Genomic DNA, 16,438 nt, shown 5'->3' with positions numbered 1-16,438 from the left:
CGTGAGCTGATCAGTAGTTTAAGTCACGAACCCAAGAAGTTCAAAGGCTGTGCTCCGATCGCCCGAAGGCGACCATCGCAAAAGCCGTTCTCGCGCCAAGGCGCTCGTGACGTCTTTTGTTGACGTTTTGCTGTTCAGTTTTCAAGGTTCAAGTTGTTTGCCGCCGTTTCGTTTATGTTGTTCGTTGTTGCTTGGCGACTTTTATTATATTAAAGCATGTTTAGAATCCTGTCAACACTTTCAGCAAAGTTTTTTACGAAAGCTGTTTTTTCCTTCTGTATTCCTTTAGAGAACAATCACCCTAATAACCCCTCACCCTTAGAGCCGATTGGTTTTTGATGAAATTCAGGCCTTTTCAAAAGAAGAGAAAAATCATTCATCCACCATAAGAAAATCAGTGGACGAATGATTTTATTTTTTGGAAGCTGTCTGCGCTTGCGCTTTTCTTGCGGCACGCCGCTCTTCCAGTTTCTGTCGGTCAACATCCGATTGCGCATTGTATTTCGGCAATACCAGGAGCTGATAAGCATTTACTGCCAGGAACGGGAACAACAATAAAGTAACCCAACTGTCGATATTTCCTTCTTCCACCATCAATGCCGGAAGCCATTCGACCGTTGTAATGACGATCATGAAGAACAAGGCAGAAATAAACGTTTCTTTATTCGTCCATTTGGCTTTGAAGTAAGCTGTTACCACCGCTGTAAAGATCAAGATGGCCAATAAGCTTCCATACAGCCAAACCTGGCCAGTCGTTTCTGCGTTTGGCGCAAAGCGGAATAAAATCAAATCGGTAATGACTACTGCGATGATCAACAATTGAACCCAATTCCACAGGCGCAATGTCCGGAAAATATTCATCCCTATCTGGTGTACCGTCAAATATGCAAAGAAACACAATTGGCTGATGATGCTCATCGTCAGACCAATAATAACCAGCCAGACAAAGCCAGCTAAAAATTCGCCCCATTGGCCGGCGTTGAATGGTTGTGAAAATACATCATCCCAGCGGACGAACAAACCGAGCAATCCGGTTACCGCTCCACCAAGCAAAAGTGCTTTCAAAAAAAACTTAACCCAATTTCGTATTGTCAATTGAATGCCTCCGTTATTTAAAGTTCTTTTAAGATTGTACCAACCGGCTATAAAAAAATCCATTCGCCACACAGCTTAGATTGTGAACAAAGCTTGAAAGTCGGTTCTTTGTTACTGAATTGCCATATCCTATGGCCGAATCGGCAAAATAAAAGCCCGAGAGCTACCGAAAGCCCCCGGACTGTCCAAGCATTATTTTTTATCAGCGAATTGCTTAAGCACTTGGTTCGCGATATCTTCATAGATTTTCCCTGTTGGGTGGTCTGCCAAGTAAACCGACGGAGCGAAGTCTTCTTCATTCCAGTCAGGCTGACCCATTGGAATCTGCCCAAGCAACGGTGCCTGCAATTCTTCAGCAAGCTTTGGTCCGCCGCCTTGTCCGAATAAGTATTCTCTCTTACCGGTTTCTTTGCTTTCGAACCAGGACATGTTTTCGATGACACCCAGTACTTCGTGGTCAGTTTGAAGCGCCATTGCTCCGGCACGCGCTGCAACGAAGGCTGCAGTCGGGTGAGGTGTCGTAATGACGATTTCCTTGGAAGCCGGAAGCATCTGGTGGATATCGAGTGCGACGTCCCCTGTGCCAGGCGGAAGATCCAATAGAAGGTAATCCAAATCGCCCCATTCTACATCACGGAAGAATTGGTCAAGCACTTTCCCGAGCATCGGGCCACGCCAAACAACTGGCATATTGTCTTCTACGAAAAAGCCCATGGAGATGACTTTCACTCCGAAGCGTTCAACTGGAATAATCGTTTCGCCGCGCACGACTGGCGATTTATCGATCCCCATCATATCCGGTACACTGAATCCGTAGATATCTGCATCGATCAAGCCCACTTTTTTGCCAAGACGCGCTAATGCAATCGCCAAGTTAACCGATACTGTCGATTTACCGACGCCGCCTTTACCGCTGGCGATTGAAATGAATTCCACTTTGTTCAGTGGAGACAATAGATCCTGTGCTTCAGATTCACTTGCTGTTCCACGGAACTGAGCCAATGCTTCAGCAGGAAGTTCTTCAAAACGGATACCGACAGAACCGGCTCCCGCTCCTTTTAATACATCGACAACTTTCATCTGCAGCTGCATTTGTTCAGGCGTGTTGGTTTTGGCGATTGCCAATTTCACGCTGACGTGTTTTTTCTCTTCTTTGATCGTTACGGACGTGATGCCGTTCGTTTCAGTCAACGATCTATGTAAAAACGGATCTTCTAATGCTCCGAGTAATTCGCGTACTTGTACTTCAGTTACCATATCGATACACTCCCTATCAATTTTGCTCACCATAAAGTATAGCACAGCAAATCCTATTTTTAATGTATTCGGTCTTATCAGAAGGAATGAGTATGCCACTCCGCTCTCGCGAGGATGAAAGCTGTGGCGCAGTGGCATTTCTCCCCTTCATTAATCAAGCTGAATACAGGTTTAGATCACGGATTGATGATCAGCATATCGTGGTCATCGTACGTAAAGTCCGGTCCCCATGCCACTTCCCAGTAATAGCCGTCAGGATCTGTGAAATATCCCGAATACCCTCCCCAGAAAACATCCTTCGGTTCTTTTACGACTTTCCCTCCAGCCCGTCTCGCCAGGTCCATCACTCTATCCACTTCTTCTTTGGACTTTGCATTATAAGCCAGCGTGATGCCTGAAAATCCGGTGCCTGCCGGCGGGTTCTGTTCATCGATATCTTTCGCTAACTCCTCTAATGGAAACAATTCCAGTTTCGAACCGGAAGAGTTGAAAAAGACAATTCCAGGATTGTCTCCTTTTTCTGCCGTTTCAAAGCCGAGCCCATCTCTGTAAAACTTAATCGATGTCTGCATATCTTTTACACCAAGGCAAATCAAATTGATTCGGTTCATTTCATCATTCCCCCTTATTTCCTTCTATTCTACCCGCCTACACCTCTATTTGACCATAAAAAAAGCACTCTCCGAATTTCTTCGGAAAGTGCTTTGTAAACGAAAATCGAAATTAACGTTTTGAGAACTGAGGTGCACGACGTGCTGATTTAAGACCTGGTTTCTTACGTTCTTTCATACGTGGGTCACGTGTTAACAACCCAGCAGATTTCAACGCAGGACGGAATGCAGGGTCTACAGTTAGTAGAGCACGTGCAATACCGTGACGGATTGCTCCGGCTTGGCCTGTGAATCCACCGCCATTTACGTTTACTAGGATGTCGTAGCTTCCTAGAGTATCCGTAGCAACTAGTGGCTGTTTGATGATTTGTTGTAATGTTTCGTAAGGAACGTAGTCCGCTACGTCACGTTTGTTGATTGTAATTGTGCCGTCACCCGGTACTAACCGTACGCGAGCTGTTGAGTTTTTACGACGACCTGTCCCAATATATTGAACTTGTGCCAAAGGTGTATCCTCCTCTAATTTACTAATTTATTATCCGCGAAGTTGGTAGTTTTCTGGTGTTTGTGCTTGGTGGTTATGTTCTGGGCCAGCATATACATGTAGCTTTCTGAACATTTGGCGTCCAAGAGAGTTCTTTGGAAGCATCCCTTTGATAGCCAATTCAAGCATTCTTGTTGGGTATTTCGTGCGCATTTCAAGTGCAGTACGCTGTTTCAATCCACCAGTGTATTGTGTGTGGCGGTAGTAGATTTTGTCAGTAAGTTTTTTACCTGTAAGGTGAATCTTTTCAGCGTTGATGATGATTACGTGATCACCAGTGTCAACGTTTGGTGTGAATGTTGGTTTGTATTTCCCGCGTAGGATTGAAGCGACTTCAGAAGCTAAACGTCCAAGAGTTTGCCCTTCTGCATCGACAACCAACCATTTACGCTCTACTTCGTGACCTTTAGCCATGAATGTTGTACGCATGTATATTGTCCTCCTAATAAATCGTCTGTTTTTAAAATCATTTTACAGTGTTCCGCTGTTCCGTTTTTTCGTTATCCCTAAACACAAATAACCTTCCGGGGCATATCGTGGGGGTAATGAAAATACCATACATCATGTTATAACGCTAGCGCTAAAAAGTCAAGGGTTTTTCTAAAAACACCAGGAAAAGTTGTTTCAGCTCTGATACATCACGGTTTCCAGGTAAAGACCATGTGCCGCAGCCGTTTTTCCGGCAGCGTCCCGGTCAGCCGCAGCCACAATTCCGCTGAGTTCTTCGGCCTTCCGTCTGCCCATGCCCACTTCAGTTAATGTACCTGCAATGATTCGGACCATGTTGTATAAAAAACCGGAGCCTTCAATCACCATATGAAGCTCATTGCCATGCTCTTCAAACTCCACACGCCAAATCGTCCGGACTTTATCAACCACCGCTGTGTTTGCTGCACAAAAGCTTGAAAAATCATGGGTGCCGATCAATGCCTGTGCAGCGACCTTCATGGCGTCCACATCAAGCGGCTGCTTGACATGGACCATGTAGTTGCGCGTGAACGGGCTGATGATCTGGCTGCGGTCCCATTTGTAGCGGTAGGTCTTGCCAGTCGTATGGTAGCGCGCATGAAAAGATGCATCCACTTCTTCAATCGAGTTGACCCGGATATCTTCCGGCAACAGGACATTCAGCGCCCTCAGCCAGCCGCTCATCGGAATGGAAAATTCCGTATCAAAATGAATGACCTGGCCGGTCGCATGGACTTTGGCATCTGTCCGTCCGCTCGCCACCACTTGGGTGACTTTGCCTTTGTGGATGGTTTTCAGCACCTTCATCAATTCCACCTGGACCGTACGTGAATCCGGCTGGATCTGATAGCCGGCAAAACCGGAGCCGTCATAGGCAATTGTCGCTTTTAATCGTTTCATAATTTCTCTCCTTATACCCGGAAATACCAAAGCATTCCCGCAAGCCCGGCCAGCACAAGCAAGCTCAGGCTGTCTTTAAAGCGCCAATCCAATTGGCGATAGCGCGTTCGGCCTTCGCCGCCTCGGTAACCCCGGACTTCCATCGCCGTAGCCAGGTCTTCCGCCCGTTTAAAGGCACTGACGAACAACGGAATCAACAAGGGCACAACCGCCTTGATGCGCTCTTTTACCGGCCCTGAGCCAATGTCTGAGCCTCTTGCCATCTGCGCCTTGAGGATCTTGCCCGTCTCATCCATCAAAGTCGGGATAAAGCGCAGGGAAATGGACATCATCAATGCCAGTTCATGAACCGGCAACTTGACGCGCTTGAATGGGCCAAGCAATACTTCAATGCCATCGGTGATGGAAATTGGTGAAGTCGTCAAGGTCAGGATGCTCGTAATGAACACCAAGACCAGGAAACGGATGGAAATGAATATCCCTTGCCGCAGCCCTTCTTCGTAAATCTCAATAAAACCGATATCCACTAACAAATCGCCTTCACGCGTAAAGAAAATATGCAGCAAAAAGGTAAAAATCAATAAAATAAAGACCGGTTTCAATCCGTTGATCAGGAAATAGAGACGAATTTTGGACAGGAACACCACCAGCAGCGTGAACCCGAGCAAAATACCGTACGTCACTGCGCTATTGGCAATAAAGACGATGGCGATGAACACGAAAACGAATAAAATCTTCGCTCGCGGATCCATCCGGTGGATAATTGAGTCCCCTGGAATAAAGCGGCCAAAAATCATTTTCTCCATCATTCGGAATCACGCCCTTCCGATAAAGCCAATGCGATGTTTTTCGCCAGCGCTTCTTCCGTCAGTGAAATGGTATCCAATGTGATGCCGGCTTTCTCTTCAAACTTCCTCTGCAGGCGGATGGTACGCGGCGGCTCCAGCCGGTAGTCCCGCAATTGCTCTTCATTCGAGAAGATCTCTGCAGGATCCCCTGTCACGACACAGCGGCCATCATGCATAATGGCTACAGTATCTGCGTAGCGCGCCGCATCTTCCATGCTGTGGGTCACCAGGACCGTTGTCAGTCCTTTTTGGATATGCAGCTGATGGAACAGGTCCATGATTTCACGGCGGCCACGCGGATCAAGTCCAGCCGTCGGTTCATCAAGCACCAATACATCCGGTTCCATCGCCAACACTCCGGCAATTGCCACACGGCGCATTTGCCCGCCCGACAAATCGAACGGAGATTTCGCCAATACTTCTGAAGGCAAGCCAAGCTGTTCAACCAGTTCATGTGCCCGTCGGCTTGCTTCTTCTTCCGGTACGCCATAGTTCATCGGCCCGAACATGATGTCTTTCAACACCGTTTCATCGAACAATTGCTGTTCCGGAAATTGAAAGACGATCCCGACCTGCCGGCGCACATCTCGCAAATTCTTCGCCTTCACGCCAGCTTCGATTTTCCGCTCGCCGATCACGACGGATCCTTCTGTCGGCTTCAACAAAGCATTAAGATGCTGAAGGACCGTCGATTTGCCGGATCCGGTATGGCCGATGATGGCTGTATAGGAGCCTGAAGGGATACGCAGTGAGACATTAGTCAACGCCCGTTTTTCAAAAGGCGTATCTTTTGCATAACTGTATCCTACTTCCTTGAGTAAAATGTCCATAACTCATCCACCAATTCATCTTCTGTCATATGTTCTCCTTGAAGTTGGACTCCAGCTTCTTGAAGCAGATGCGTCATGCGCATCGAAAACGGCAAATCCAGGCCCAGCGTCGTCAGTTCATTGCCGGATAGGAATACTTCATCCGGTGTGCCTTCCAATTGCTTTTGCCCTGCGTTCATGACGAGGATGCGGTCAGCAAGTGCCGCCTCTTCCAAGTCATGCGTAATCGAGATAACCGTAAGGCCCGTCGCTTCCCGCAGTTCACGGATGGTTTCAATGACTTCCATCCGCCCCTGAGGATCAAGCATCGATGTCGCCTCATCCAAAATCAACAGACGCGGGCGCAGTGCAAGTGCACCGGCAATTGCCACCCGCTGTTTTTGGCCACCCGACAAATGGTGGGGTTCGTGGTCAAGATAAGCTTCCATCTTTACTTGATGCAACGATTCTTTGACACGCAGCACCATTTCTTCATGCGGCACGCCATTGTTTTCCAAGGCAAATGCCACATCGTCCTGGACCGTGGCGCCAACAAACTGATTGTCCGGATTTTGAAAAACCATGCCCATCTGCGAACGGATATCCCACAGGCTTTCTTCGGCCATCAATTGCCCCATCGCCGAAACTTTCCCCGTCTGCGGAAACAATAAACCGTTCATCAATTTGGCGATTGTCGATTTCCCGGAACCGTTATGGCCCACCAAAGCGATCCATTCCCCGTCCTGTATCGAAAAAGATAAATCCTGCACGGCCGGTTTTACCGACGCGTCTTCTTGCGTATATGTAAATGTCACATTTTCGAATGACAATATAATCGAATTCATCTCAGCTGGCCTCCTCTGAAACTTGCTTAGCTCTTCTCTACTCTACTGGTTTTCAACAGCATTTGTAAAACGGTAAATAAATAAAAAAAGCGCGCACCTCATTCAGAGAAATGCGCTTTTCTGTCTCTATGGCTTCCCCGGTTGCTTAAGCCAGGGTTGAATGAGGTGCGTAGAGCTAGACGAGACGCCGCCTTTCGGCTCGCTCATCATAACACTCAGCTTTTCATATTGTCGTATAAATCATAATGCTAAAAGAAGAGGGCTATGAAACCCCCTTCGATTGATTAAACCAATTCGATAATAACGATAGGTGCGCCATCTCCGCGACGAGGCCCCATTTTCATAATGCGAGTGTAACCGCCTTGACGGTCAGCGTAACGTGGTGCAACATCATCAAACAATTTCTGCAATGCATAAGTTGTTGTTTCGTTGCCTTCAGCGTCTGCAGTTGTTACCAACTCACGGCGCATCCATTCTGCTGCTTTACGGCGAGCGTGAAGATCTCCACGTTTACCAAGCGTAATCATTTTTTCTACAGTCGAACGCACTTCTTTCGCACGAGCTTCAGTCGTTTGAATGCGTTCATGTACGATTAAGTCTGTTGTAAGGTCACGTAATAGTGCTTTACGTTGAGAACTTGTACGTTGAAGCTTTCTCATTGAAGTTTCCCTCCTTTGTTGAATAGTTCGGATCCGATTCTAACTCTCAGTCTTCTTTACGAAGGCCAAGCCCTAAATCTTCCAACTTCACTTTAACTTCTTCAAGTGATTTGCGTCCGAGGTTGCGTACTTTCATCATGTCGTCTTCCGACTTGCTTGCCAGTTCGTGTACCGTGTTGATACCCGCACGTTTTAAGCAGTTGTAAGATCGAACCGAAAGATCAAGTTCTTCGATAGTCATCTCTAATACTTTCTCTTTTTGGTCTTCTTCTTTTTCAACCATGATTTCAGCCGTTTGAGCCTCGTCTGTCAATCCTACGAAGATGTTTAAATGCTCAGTAAAAATCTTTGCGCCAAGCGCAATTGCCTCTTTTGGACCAATGCTGCCATCTGTCCATACATCAAGAGATAATTTATCGAAATGAGCCAGTTGACCCACACGAGTATTTTCCACTTGGAAATTAACGCGTGAAACTGGAGTGTAAATAGAGTCAACCGGGATAACGCCGATCGGAAGATCTTCACGTTTGTTCTGATCTGCACGGGCATATCCACGGCCCCTGTTTGCATACATACGCATGCGCAAGTGGCCATTTTTAGCGATTGTTGCAATATATAGATCCGGATTCAGAATTTCTACGTCACTGTCGTGCGTAATATCTGCAGCCGTAACCGTTCCATCACCTTTTACGTCGATTTCAATGACTTTTTCTTCGTCAGAGTAAATCTTCAAAGCCAGCTTCTTAATATTCAAGATGATAGTAGCCACATCTTCTTCTACACCTTCAACAGTGGAGAATTCATGCAGAACGCCATCAATTTGAATTGAAGTAACAGCTGCGCCAGGTAAAGATGAAAGTAAGATTCGACGTAAGGAGTTTCCTAAAGTGGTTCCATATCCACGCTCAAGAGGTTCAACAACAAATTTTCCGAACTTGGAACTGCTGTCGATCTCAACCGTTTCAATCTTTGGTTTTTCTATTTCGAGCATTCATTTTACCCTCCTTCAAAACGTCGGTTTTTTTCGTTTCATCAAAGAATTCGATAGTCACAGACTTTCGCTACGATTCAGAACCCATCCAGTAAGTCGTGATGTTCAAAAATCCTATTCAGATTAACGATTATACGCGACGGCGTTTTGGTGGGCGGCAACCGTTGTGAGGTACTGGAGTTACATCTTTGATAGCTGTAACTTCTAGTCCGGCAGCTTGAAGTGCACGGATTGCAGCTTCACGACCTGAACCAGGACCTTTAACTGTAACTTCTAGAGTTTTAAGACCGTGTTCGATTGATGTTTTAGCAGCAGTTTCAGCAGCCATTTGAGCAGCGAAAGGAGTAGATTTACGTGAACCTCTAAATCCTAGAGCCCCTGCACTTGACCATGAAACAGCGTTACCCTGCATGTCAGTGATAGTAACGATTGTGTTATTGAATGTTGAGCGGATGTGAGCAATACCAGATTCGATATTCTTTTTCACACGACGCTTACGAGTTTGTTGTTTACGTGCCATGTTAAGAAGAAACCTCCTTTACTGATTATTTTTTCTTGTTAGCTACAGTTTTACGAGGACCTTTACGCGTACGCGCATTGTTCTTCGTATTTTGACCGCGGACCGGTAGTCCACGACGATGACGGATTCCTCGGAAGCTAGCAATTTCCATCAAACGTTTGATGTTCATTGAAACTTCACGGCGAAGGTCACCTTCGATTTTGTATTGATCTAATTGTTCACGGATATTGTTCAACTCGTCTTCTGTAAGATCACGAACGCGTGTCTCTTCAGAGATACCAGCAGCAGAAAGAACTTTCTGTGCAGTTGTTTTACCAACACCGAAAATGTATGTTAATGAAATAACAACGCGTTTGTCGCGCGGAATGTCAACACCAGCAATACGTGCCATGTGTGCGATGCACCTCCTTCAAATTAGCCTTGTCTTTGTTTGTGTTTCGGATTTTCACAGATTACCATTACTTTACCGTTTCTGCGAATAACTTTACATTTTTCACAGATCGGTTTTACAGATGGTCTCACTTTCATCTAACCCAACCTCCTTAGTAGTCCGGAGTGCAAAAGATTATTTAAAACGGTATGTGATACGACCGCGTGTTAAATCGTAAGGAGAAAGTTCCACTGTCACTTTATCTCCTGGCAGAATGCGGATGAAATGCATGCGAATCTTGCCTGATACGTGCGCAAGAATCGTATGGCCGTTTTCCAATTCCACTTTAAACATCGCGTTAGGCAAAGTCTCAACGACAGTTCCTTCGATTTCAATTACATCGTCTTTCGCCATCGACCCAGTCTCCCTTCTGTATACAAATCAGGTTCTCATCTTCAAACAGTATTTGCTGATTGAATAGTAGTAGTACATTCATTCACAAGAAATGCATGAGTGACATTCGAAAGACATTCTCCGAGTCCCGCAGATTAGCGGGCCGGGGGTAATCCGGCAAAGCCAGTCTGTCTCATGTATCCTCGACTGCCCGGACTGCTTTGGATGAGTTCCAAACCCGTTACACAGATGCTTCCACGAAACCCATTATACTAGTTTCAATGCACGATTGCACGAATGCGCACCTTGCATCAACGTTCATACTCTGAGCCTTGTTTGCTTTTGCAGCTCTCGAAAATTCATATCTCCGGTGCTCCTTAAAGCCACATGGAGGCAACTAACTGCGCCCGGCGCCGGGGATTAGCCTCGGTCGCCCTTTAGAAGAGCATCAATGTCAGCAAATACTTTTTGGATGTCCTGCTGTCCATCTATATTCTGCAGCACGTTTTTGCTTTCATAGAAATCAAGAAGCGGCTGCGTTTGTTGCATATTTACTTCTAAACGTTTAGTGACGGTTTCAGGCTTATCATCTTCACGCTGGTAGAGTTCTCCACCATCTTTGTCGCACACACCAGCAGTTGCCGGCGGGTTGAACACAGTATGGTAAGCAGTTCCACAAACTTTACAGATCCATCGGCCTGTCAAACGTGCAATTAATTCATCTTGTTCGACTTGAATATTTACGACATGCTCGATTCGCTTATCAAGATCGGCCAAAAGAGATTCCAACGCTTCAGCTTGAGGAACAGTACGCGGAAAGCCATCCAATAAGAAGCCATCCTCGCAGTCCTTTTCGCTAAGTCGTTCTCGGACAATGCCGATAGTCACTTCATCAGGCACTAGAGCACCTTGATCCATGAATGATTTTGCTTTCAAGCCCAGTTCCGTTCCGCCTTTTATAGCAGCTCGAAACATGTCACCTGTAGAAATATGAGGGATGTCGTACTTCTTAACAATTTCGTCTGCTTGAGTACCTTTTCCGGCACCCGGTAGACCCATTAATACGATATTCATACGTTTGTCCCCCTCAGACAATTGGACAAGAGACGCTTTCACGTCCCTCTAGATCCATTGATTATTTCATAAAGCCTTTGTAATGACGTTTCACAAGTTGAGATTCCAATTGTTTCATCGTCTCCAGTGCTACCCCTACAACAATCAGAAGGCTTGTTCCGCCGATTTGCGCCGATTGCGGTAAATTCGCAATGTTAATGAAGAAAATCGGTAGAATAGCGATGACTGCCAGGAAGATGGCACCGACGAATGTCAGTCGGTATAACACACTTGTTAAATAATCCTGCGTATTTTTACCCGGACGGATTCCCGGAATATATGCGCCTTGCTTTTTCAAGTTGTCTGACACGTTCTCAGGATTAACCTGAATAAATGCGTAGAAATACGTAAATGCTACGATCAAAGCGACATAAATGATCATGCCGACAGGGCGCGTATAATCGAACGTACTCTGAACCGCTTCCGTAAACGCGTTAGCACCAAAGAAAGAAGCAATGGTTTGTGGCGTAATGATAAACGCTACTGCAAAGATTACCGGGATAACTCCGGCCGCGTTCACTTTCAAAGGTAAATGCGTTTGCTGCCCGCTTGTCGTCTGACCACGGCCAGCAACTCGCTTCGCATACTGAATCGGTATTTTACGCAACGCTTGTTGAACGTAAATGACCAAAACCGTAATGGCAACAACAGCTAATGCAAGCAATGCCATGATGGCAATATTGATCGGAAGCTGATCTCCAGCTCCTTGGATCTGCTGTGCATACAATTGGTTAATAGCGCCTGGTACTGCAGCGACAATCCCTGCGAAGATGATAATCGAAATACCGTTCCCCACACCTTTTGCCGTAATCTGCTCACCAAGCCACAATAGGAACGCCGTACCAGCAGTCAAGACAATGGCGATGACAACATAAGTTGAAATCGTGTCGTTCTGGATTAAAGAACCGCCGTACATTTGGTTAAACCCATAAGACATACCGATTGCTTGAATAAAGGCAAGAACAATTGTGAAGTAGCGAGTGAATTGAGCAAGTTTCCGTCTTCCGACTTCTCCTTGTTTCGCCCACTCTGCAAATTTCGGTACAACATCCATCTGCAATAATTGCACAATGATTGACGCTGTAATGTATGGCATAATTCCCATCGCTAAAATCGAAAAGTTAGCTAGGGCACCTCCACCGAAAGTATTTAAGAATCCAACCAGACCCATCTGGTCAGTAGCTTGCAAAACCGAAGCGTCAACATTCGGTACTGGAACAAAAGTTCCAATACGGAAAATGATGAGCATCAATAATGTAAAGAATATTTTATTTCGAATATCAGTCACGCGCATAAAATTAGAGATTGTCTGAAACATTAAACCACCTCGGTTTGTCCGCCGGCAGCTTCAATCGCTTCTTTAGCTGATCCAGAGAATTTGTGAGCTTTTACTGTCAATTTCTTTTCTAAGCTACCGTTGCCCAGAATTTTGATTCCAGAACGTTCATTGCTCACAACACCTGTTTCGATCAACAATGCTGGTGTTACTTCTGTGCCTTCGTCGAAACGGTTAAGCACTTCGATGTTTACAACTGCATAGTCTTTACGGTTGATGTTGGTAAATCCACGTTTTGGCAAACGACGGAACAAAGGGTTTTGTCCACCTTCAAATCCAGGACGAACACCGCCGCCTGAACGAGCGTTTTGACCTTTATGACCTTTACCTGCTGTTTTACCAGTACCTGAACCGATACCGCGTCCGATACGCTTTCTCGAGCTGCGTGAACCTTCTGCTGGTTTTAATTCATGAAGTTTCATTTGGTTGGCACCTCCTTCTATAGAAATCCGTAATTAAACTTCTTTGATAGTTACTAAGTGAGCGACTTTATCAAGCATACCGCGAACGGCTGCATTGTCTTGGTGCTCAACAGTTTGGTGCATTTTGCGCAATCCCAAAGACTGAACAGTTTTGCGTTGTGCCGGTTTAGAACCGATCACGCTTTTTGTGAGGGTAATTTCCAATTTAGTTGCCATGTGATTTTCCCTCCTTATCCTAACAGTTCTGCAACTGATTTGCCGCGAAGTTTTGCAACTTCATCAGCACTCTTCAATTGAGTTAAACCGTTAATAGTTGCACGTACCATGTTGATTGGTGTGCTTGAACCTAGAGATTTAGACAAGATATCCTGTACTCCAGCTAATTCAAGTACCGCACGAACAGGTCCGCCAGCAATTACACCGGTACCTGGAGAAGCAGGTTTGATAAGAATTTGGCCTGCGCCAAAACGACCGATTACTAAGTGTGGAGTTGTACCCTTAACCATTGGTACTTCAATAAGGTTTTTCTTCGCATCTTCGATAGCTTTGCGGATTGCATCTGGAACTTCTTGAGCTTTACCAGTACCAAAACCAACATTACCATTTTTGTCGCCTACAACAACTAATGCGGAGAAACGGAAACGACGTCCACCTTTTACAACTTTAGCTACGCGATTGATTGTAACTACGCGTTCTTCAAGTTCAAGTTTGTTTGGATCAATACGACTCATGAAATGTGTCCCTCCTTTTTTTAGAATTCTAAACCATTTTCACGGGCAGCTTCTGCTAATGCTTTTACACGTCCATGATATAAATAACCACCGCGGTCGAAAACAACCGATTTTAAGCCGTTTTCAGTAGCGCGTTTTGCAATTGTTTCGCCGACTTTAGCTGCCGCTTCCACGTTGCCAGTAGATTCTACTGAGAAATCCTTCTCCATAGATGATGCACTTGCAAGTGTAACGCCATTCATATCGTCGATCAATTGAGCGTAGATGTATTTATTCGAACGGAATACGTTTAAACGTGGGCGTTGTGCTGTGCCTGTAATTTTAGAACGTACGCGTGCATGACGTTTTTTACGAGATGCGTTTTTATCGAGTTTCGTAATCACTGAGGTCACTCCTTTCAGCCTGCCTAAGCAGCATTATTTACCTGTTTTACCTTCTTTGCGGCGAACAACTTCACCTTCGTAACGGATACCTTTGCCTTTATATGGCTCTGGCGGACGTACTTGGCGGATGTTCGAAGCAAGAGCTCCAACACGTTCTTTATCGATGCCTTTGACGATGACTTTTGTGTTTGCTGGAACTTCAACTGTTACGCCGTCTTCCGGAGTGAATTCAACCGGATGAGAGTAACCTACGTTAAGAACCAATTTTGAGCCTTGTAATTGAGCACGGTAACCAACACCTACTAATTCAAGTGTGCGTTGGAATCCTTCTGAAACTCCAGTAACCATGTTTGCAAGCAAAGCACGGGATGTACCGTGGTTTGTGCGGTGATCTTTAGAATCTGAAGGACGTGACAATGTTAGGACGTTATCTTCTTGTGTGATTGTAATATCTTTGTTGAATACGCGAGTCAACTCGCCTTTAGGGCCTTTAACAGTTACGGCATTCTTGTCTCCAAGAGTTACGGTAACGTTAGCAGGAACCTCGATTGGTTTTTTACCTACACGTGACATTCTGTTGCACCTCCATTCGTTTGTTGCTTATTACCAAACGTATGCTATGATTTCTCCGCCGATTTGTTTCGCGCGGGCTTCTTTATCAGTTACCAAACCTTGTGATGTTGAGACTAAAGCGATTCCAAGACCGTTTAGTACACGTGGCACCTCGTTAGTTTTAGCGTAAACACGTAGTCCTGGTTTTGAAATGCGTTTCAATCCAGTAATAACGCGTTCGTTGTTAGCTCCGTATTTAAGGAAAATCCGGATCATGCCTTGTTTATCATCTTCAACATATTCTACGTCACGAACGAAACCTTCACGCTTAAGGATTTCAGCGATGTCTTTTTTCACATTAGAAGCCGGAAGCTCTAATTTCTCGTGACGAACCATGTTTGCGTTACGAATGCGTGTCAGCATATCTGCAATCGGATCTGTCATTGTCATTACTTTTACCTCCTTCCCAAATTAGGGGATTACCAGCTGGCTTTTTTGACGCCAGGAATTTGTCCCACATATGCAAGTTCACGGAAACAAATACGGCAAAGTTTAAATTTGCGTAATACTGAATGCGGACGTCCGCAACGTTCACAGCGTGTGTACTCTTGTACTTTAAACTTTGGCGTGCGTTTTTGTTTTGCGATCATAGATTTTTTAGCCACGTTTACGCCTCCCTCATGTTTACTTTTGGAACGGCATTCCGAATTGTGTTAATAACTCACGAGCTTCTTCATCAGAGTTCGCAGTTGTTACAATTACGATATCCATACCGCGTACTTTGTTAACTTTATCGTAGTCGATTTCAGGGAAGATCAATTGTTCTTTTACGCCAAGTGTGTAGTTACCGCGTCCGTCGAACGATTTGTTCGAGACGCCACGGAAGTCACGTACACGTGGAAGTGAGATAGCAATCAATTTATCCAGGAAGTCGTACATACGCTCTCCGCGTAGTGTAACTTTACATCCGATTGGCATACCTTCACGAAGACGGAAGCCAGCGATAGATTTTTTAGCTTTAGTAATAACTGGTTTTTGACCAGTGATTGTTTGTAATTCTTCAACAGCAGAGTCAAGTGACTTAGTGTTTTGAACAGCTTCGCCTACACCCATGTTGATAACAATTTTGTTTACTTGGGGTGCCTGCATTACAGATTTATATTCAAACTTGCTCACTAGAGCAGGAGTGATTTCATTCACATATTTTTCTTTTAGGCGGTTCATGTGTGTACCTCCCTTCATTCAGGAATTTTATTTATCTAATTTTTCGCCGGATTTTTTTGCAACACGAACTTTTTTACCATCTTCAACCTTGTATCCTACACGAGTCGGCTCGCCGGATTTAGGGTCAAGTAACATAACGTTAGAAACATGAATTGCTGCTTCTTGGCTGACAATTCCACCTTGCGGATTTGCCTGGTTCGGTTTTGTATGCTTTTTGATGATGTTGACACCTTCAACAAGCACACGGTCTTTCTTAGGTAAAGCAGTCAAAACAACGCCTGTTTTGCCTTTGTCTTTGCCTGAGATTACCTTAACTGTATCGCCTTTTTTAACATGCATTCTGTCGCACCTCCTTGGTATGGCACAT

Annotated in this window: 26 protein-coding genes; all 26 read right to left on the bottom strand. The window is 45.3% G+C overall.

All coding sequences use genetic code 11. The annotated features are described in order from the left end of the window. Window positions 1–411 precede the first annotated feature (411 nt). Window positions 412–1,095, bottom strand: coding sequence for a KinB-signaling pathway activation protein (locus QMA04_RS17425; RefSeq protein WP_191716896.1), 684 nt, complete (start codon window positions 1,093–1,095; stop codon window positions 412–414). Window positions 1,096–1,287: 192 nt separating this feature from the next. Then, on the bottom strand, window positions 1,288–2,352 hold the full coding sequence (locus QMA04_RS17420) for an Mrp/NBP35 family ATP-binding protein (protein WP_191716895.1): 1,065 nt from the start codon (window positions 2,350–2,352) through the stop codon (window positions 1,288–1,290). A 176-nt stretch (window positions 2,353–2,528) separates the two neighbouring features. After that, window positions 2,529–2,963: a VOC family protein gene (locus QMA04_RS17415; protein WP_191716894.1), complete on the bottom strand. Its 435-nt coding sequence runs from the start codon at window positions 2,961–2,963 to the stop codon at window positions 2,529–2,531. 112 nt (window positions 2,964–3,075) lie between these two features. Continuing rightward, entirely contained in the window at window positions 3,076–3,468 is a 393-nt protein-coding gene (gene rpsI / locus QMA04_RS17410; RefSeq protein WP_058386707.1) for a 30S ribosomal protein S9, read from the bottom strand. A gap of 30 nt (window positions 3,469–3,498) precedes the next feature. Further along, a complete protein-coding gene (gene rplM / locus QMA04_RS17405) occupies window positions 3,499–3,936 on the bottom strand; it encodes a 50S ribosomal protein L13 (RefSeq protein ID WP_191716893.1) in 438 nt (145 codons plus the stop codon). A gap of 195 nt (window positions 3,937–4,131) precedes the next feature. Beyond that, entirely contained in the window at window positions 4,132–4,875 is a 744-nt protein-coding gene (gene truA, locus QMA04_RS17400) for a tRNA pseudouridine(38-40) synthase TruA (RefSeq protein ID WP_290187208.1), read from the bottom strand. Window positions 4,876–4,886: 11 nt separating this feature from the next. Next, window positions 4,887–5,684, bottom strand: a complete 798-nt coding sequence (locus QMA04_RS17395; protein ID WP_191716891.1) for an energy-coupling factor transporter transmembrane component T family protein — start codon at window positions 5,682–5,684, stop codon at window positions 4,887–4,889. Then, window positions 5,681–6,553, bottom strand: a complete 873-nt coding sequence (locus QMA04_RS17390) for an energy-coupling factor ABC transporter ATP-binding protein (RefSeq protein WP_290187207.1) — start codon at window positions 6,551–6,553, stop codon at window positions 5,681–5,683. Before QMA04_RS17390 ends, QMA04_RS17395 begins: the two co-directional genes overlap by 4 nt. Beyond that, on the bottom strand, window positions 6,529–7,377 hold the full coding sequence (locus QMA04_RS17385; RefSeq protein WP_191716889.1) for an energy-coupling factor ABC transporter ATP-binding protein: 849 nt from the start codon (window positions 7,375–7,377) through the stop codon (window positions 6,529–6,531). Before QMA04_RS17385 ends, QMA04_RS17390 begins: the two co-directional genes overlap by 25 nt. 284 nt (window positions 7,378–7,661) lie before the next feature. Continuing rightward, window positions 7,662–8,036, bottom strand: coding sequence for a 50S ribosomal protein L17 (gene rplQ / locus QMA04_RS17380; RefSeq protein ID WP_191716888.1), 375 nt, complete (start codon window positions 8,034–8,036; stop codon window positions 7,662–7,664). A gap of 46 nt (window positions 8,037–8,082) precedes the next feature. Then, window positions 8,083–9,027, bottom strand: a complete 945-nt coding sequence (locus QMA04_RS17375) for a DNA-directed RNA polymerase subunit alpha (RefSeq protein ID WP_191716887.1) — start codon at window positions 9,025–9,027, stop codon at window positions 8,083–8,085. Window positions 9,028–9,157: 130 nt separating this feature from the next. Beyond that, window positions 9,158–9,547, bottom strand: a complete 390-nt coding sequence (rpsK, locus tag QMA04_RS17370) for a 30S ribosomal protein S11 (RefSeq protein ID WP_006828953.1) — start codon at window positions 9,545–9,547, stop codon at window positions 9,158–9,160. A gap of 25 nt (window positions 9,548–9,572) precedes the next feature. Further along, window positions 9,573–9,938 (bottom strand): 30S ribosomal protein S13, encoded by a 366-nt coding sequence (gene rpsM, locus QMA04_RS17365; RefSeq protein ID WP_006828952.1) that lies wholly within the window; start codon window positions 9,936–9,938, stop codon window positions 9,573–9,575. A gap of 23 nt (window positions 9,939–9,961) precedes the next feature. Then, window positions 9,962–10,075: a 50S ribosomal protein L36 gene (rpmJ, locus tag QMA04_RS17360; protein ID WP_006828951.1), complete on the bottom strand. Its 114-nt coding sequence runs from the start codon at window positions 10,073–10,075 to the stop codon at window positions 9,962–9,964. Between the two features lie 37 nt (window positions 10,076–10,112). After that, window positions 10,113–10,331, bottom strand: coding sequence for a translation initiation factor IF-1 (gene infA, locus QMA04_RS17355; RefSeq protein WP_006828950.1), 219 nt, complete (start codon window positions 10,329–10,331; stop codon window positions 10,113–10,115). A gap of 399 nt (window positions 10,332–10,730) precedes the next feature. Then, window positions 10,731–11,384 (bottom strand): adenylate kinase, encoded by a 654-nt coding sequence (locus tag QMA04_RS17350; protein WP_191716886.1) that lies wholly within the window; start codon window positions 11,382–11,384, stop codon window positions 10,731–10,733. 61 nt (window positions 11,385–11,445) lie between these two features. Then, window positions 11,446–12,741, bottom strand: a complete 1,296-nt coding sequence (gene secY / locus QMA04_RS17345; protein ID WP_191716885.1) for a preprotein translocase subunit SecY — start codon at window positions 12,739–12,741, stop codon at window positions 11,446–11,448. After that, window positions 12,741–13,181, bottom strand: coding sequence for a 50S ribosomal protein L15 (gene rplO / locus QMA04_RS17340; RefSeq protein WP_038701928.1), 441 nt, complete (start codon window positions 13,179–13,181; stop codon window positions 12,741–12,743). The genes secY and rplO overlap by 1 nt, the downstream gene beginning before the upstream one ends. 33 nt (window positions 13,182–13,214) lie before the next feature. Next, window positions 13,215–13,397, bottom strand: coding sequence for a 50S ribosomal protein L30 (rpmD, locus tag QMA04_RS17335; protein WP_038701926.1), 183 nt, complete (start codon window positions 13,395–13,397; stop codon window positions 13,215–13,217). A gap of 14 nt (window positions 13,398–13,411) precedes the next feature. Then, the gene (gene rpsE, locus QMA04_RS17330) at window positions 13,412–13,912 is read right to left on the bottom strand and encodes a 30S ribosomal protein S5 (RefSeq protein WP_191716884.1); all 501 of its coding nucleotides are present in this window, start codon (window positions 13,910–13,912) and stop codon (window positions 13,412–13,414) included. A gap of 20 nt (window positions 13,913–13,932) precedes the next feature. After that, a complete protein-coding gene (gene rplR, locus QMA04_RS17325) occupies window positions 13,933–14,295 on the bottom strand; it encodes a 50S ribosomal protein L18 (RefSeq protein ID WP_191716883.1) in 363 nt (120 codons plus the stop codon). A gap of 33 nt (window positions 14,296–14,328) precedes the next feature. Beyond that, window positions 14,329–14,868: a 50S ribosomal protein L6 gene (rplF, locus tag QMA04_RS17320; protein WP_191716882.1), complete on the bottom strand. Its 540-nt coding sequence runs from the start codon at window positions 14,866–14,868 to the stop codon at window positions 14,329–14,331. 30 nt (window positions 14,869–14,898) lie between these two features. After that, window positions 14,899–15,297, bottom strand: a complete 399-nt coding sequence (rpsH, locus tag QMA04_RS17315) for a 30S ribosomal protein S8 (protein WP_006828942.1) — start codon at window positions 15,295–15,297, stop codon at window positions 14,899–14,901. Between the two features lie 29 nt (window positions 15,298–15,326). Further along, complete coding sequence (gene rpsN, locus QMA04_RS17310; RefSeq protein WP_006828941.1) at window positions 15,327–15,512, bottom strand: 30S ribosomal protein S14; 186 nt, start codon at window positions 15,510–15,512, stop codon at window positions 15,327–15,329. 19 nt (window positions 15,513–15,531) lie between these two features. Further along, on the bottom strand, window positions 15,532–16,071 hold the full coding sequence (rplE, locus tag QMA04_RS17305) for a 50S ribosomal protein L5 (protein WP_191716881.1): 540 nt from the start codon (window positions 16,069–16,071) through the stop codon (window positions 15,532–15,534). Between the two features lie 27 nt (window positions 16,072–16,098). Continuing rightward, window positions 16,099–16,410: a 50S ribosomal protein L24 gene (rplX, locus tag QMA04_RS17300; protein ID WP_058386721.1), complete on the bottom strand. Its 312-nt coding sequence runs from the start codon at window positions 16,408–16,410 to the stop codon at window positions 16,099–16,101. Window positions 16,411–16,438: the final 28 nt, after the last annotated feature.

It is taken from the genome of Planococcus sp. APC 3900, assembly GCF_030407735.1.
Taxonomy (GTDB): Bacteria; Bacillota; Bacilli; order Bacillales_A; family Planococcaceae; genus Planococcus; species Planococcus notacanthi.
Note: the sequence above shows the minus strand (reverse complement) of the source record. Positions and strands in the feature narration are given on the sequence as shown.

Bases quoted from the DNA above. Each gene is read 5' to 3' on its own strand.
- rplF (WP_191716882.1), bottom strand. From the start codon at position 14,868: ATGTCACGTGTAGGTAAAAAACCAATCGAGGTTCCTGCTAACGTTACC.
- rpsE (WP_191716884.1), bottom strand. From the start codon at position 13,912: ATGAGTCGTATTGATCCAAACAAACTTGAACTTGAAGAACGCGTAGTT.
- rplM (WP_191716893.1), bottom strand. From the start codon at position 3,936: ATGCGTACAACATTCATGGCTAAAGGTCACGAAGTAGAGCGTAAATGG.
- QMA04_RS17375 (WP_191716887.1), bottom strand. From the start codon at position 9,027: ATGCTCGAAATAGAAAAACCAAAGATTGAAACGGTTGAGATCGACAGC.
- truA (WP_290187208.1), bottom strand. From the start codon at position 4,875: ATGAAACGATTAAAAGCGACAATTGCCTATGACGGCTCCGGTTTTGCC.
- rplQ (WP_191716888.1), bottom strand. From the start codon at position 8,036: ATGAGAAAGCTTCAACGTACAAGTTCTCAACGTAAAGCACTATTACGT.
- rpmD (WP_038701926.1), bottom strand. From the start codon at position 13,397: ATGGCAACTAAATTGGAAATTACCCTCACAAAAAGCGTGATCGGTTCT.
- QMA04_RS17350 (WP_191716886.1), bottom strand. From the start codon at position 11,384: ATGAATATCGTATTAATGGGTCTACCGGGTGCCGGAAAAGGTACTCAA.
- rpsM (WP_006828952.1), bottom strand. From the start codon at position 9,938: ATGGCACGTATTGCTGGTGTTGACATTCCGCGCGACAAACGCGTTGTT.
- rplE (WP_191716881.1), bottom strand. From the start codon at position 16,071: ATGAACCGCCTAAAAGAAAAATATGTGAATGAAATCACTCCTGCTCTA.
- QMA04_RS17390 (WP_290187207.1), bottom strand. From the start codon at position 6,553: ATGGACATTTTACTCAAGGAAGTAGGATACAGTTATGCAAAAGATACG.
- rpmJ (WP_006828951.1), bottom strand. From the start codon at position 10,075: ATGAAAGTGAGACCATCTGTAAAACCGATCTGTGAAAAATGTAAAGTT.
- rpsK (WP_006828953.1), bottom strand. From the start codon at position 9,547: ATGGCACGTAAACAACAAACTCGTAAGCGTCGTGTGAAAAAGAATATC.
- QMA04_RS17385 (WP_191716889.1), bottom strand. From the start codon at position 7,377: ATGAATTCGATTATATTGTCATTCGAAAATGTGACATTTACATATACG.
- QMA04_RS17395 (WP_191716891.1), bottom strand. From the start codon at position 5,684: ATGATGGAGAAAATGATTTTTGGCCGCTTTATTCCAGGGGACTCAATT.
- infA (WP_006828950.1), bottom strand. From the start codon at position 10,331: ATGGCGAAAGACGATGTAATTGAAATCGAAGGAACTGTCGTTGAGACT.
- rplO (WP_038701928.1), bottom strand. From the start codon at position 13,181: ATGAAACTTCATGAATTAAAACCAGCAGAAGGTTCACGCAGCTCGAGA.
- QMA04_RS17415 (WP_191716894.1), bottom strand. From the start codon at position 2,963: ATGAACCGAATCAATTTGATTTGCCTTGGTGTAAAAGATATGCAGACA.
- rpsH (WP_006828942.1), bottom strand. From the start codon at position 15,297: ATGACAATGACAGATCCGATTGCAGATATGCTGACACGCATTCGTAAC.
- QMA04_RS17420 (WP_191716895.1), bottom strand. From the start codon at position 2,352: ATGGTAACTGAAGTACAAGTACGCGAATTACTCGGAGCATTAGAAGAT.
- rplX (WP_058386721.1), bottom strand. From the start codon at position 16,410: ATGCATGTTAAAAAAGGCGATACAGTTAAGGTAATCTCAGGCAAAGAC.
- secY (WP_191716885.1), bottom strand. From the start codon at position 12,741: ATGTTTCAGACAATCTCTAATTTTATGCGCGTGACTGATATTCGAAAT.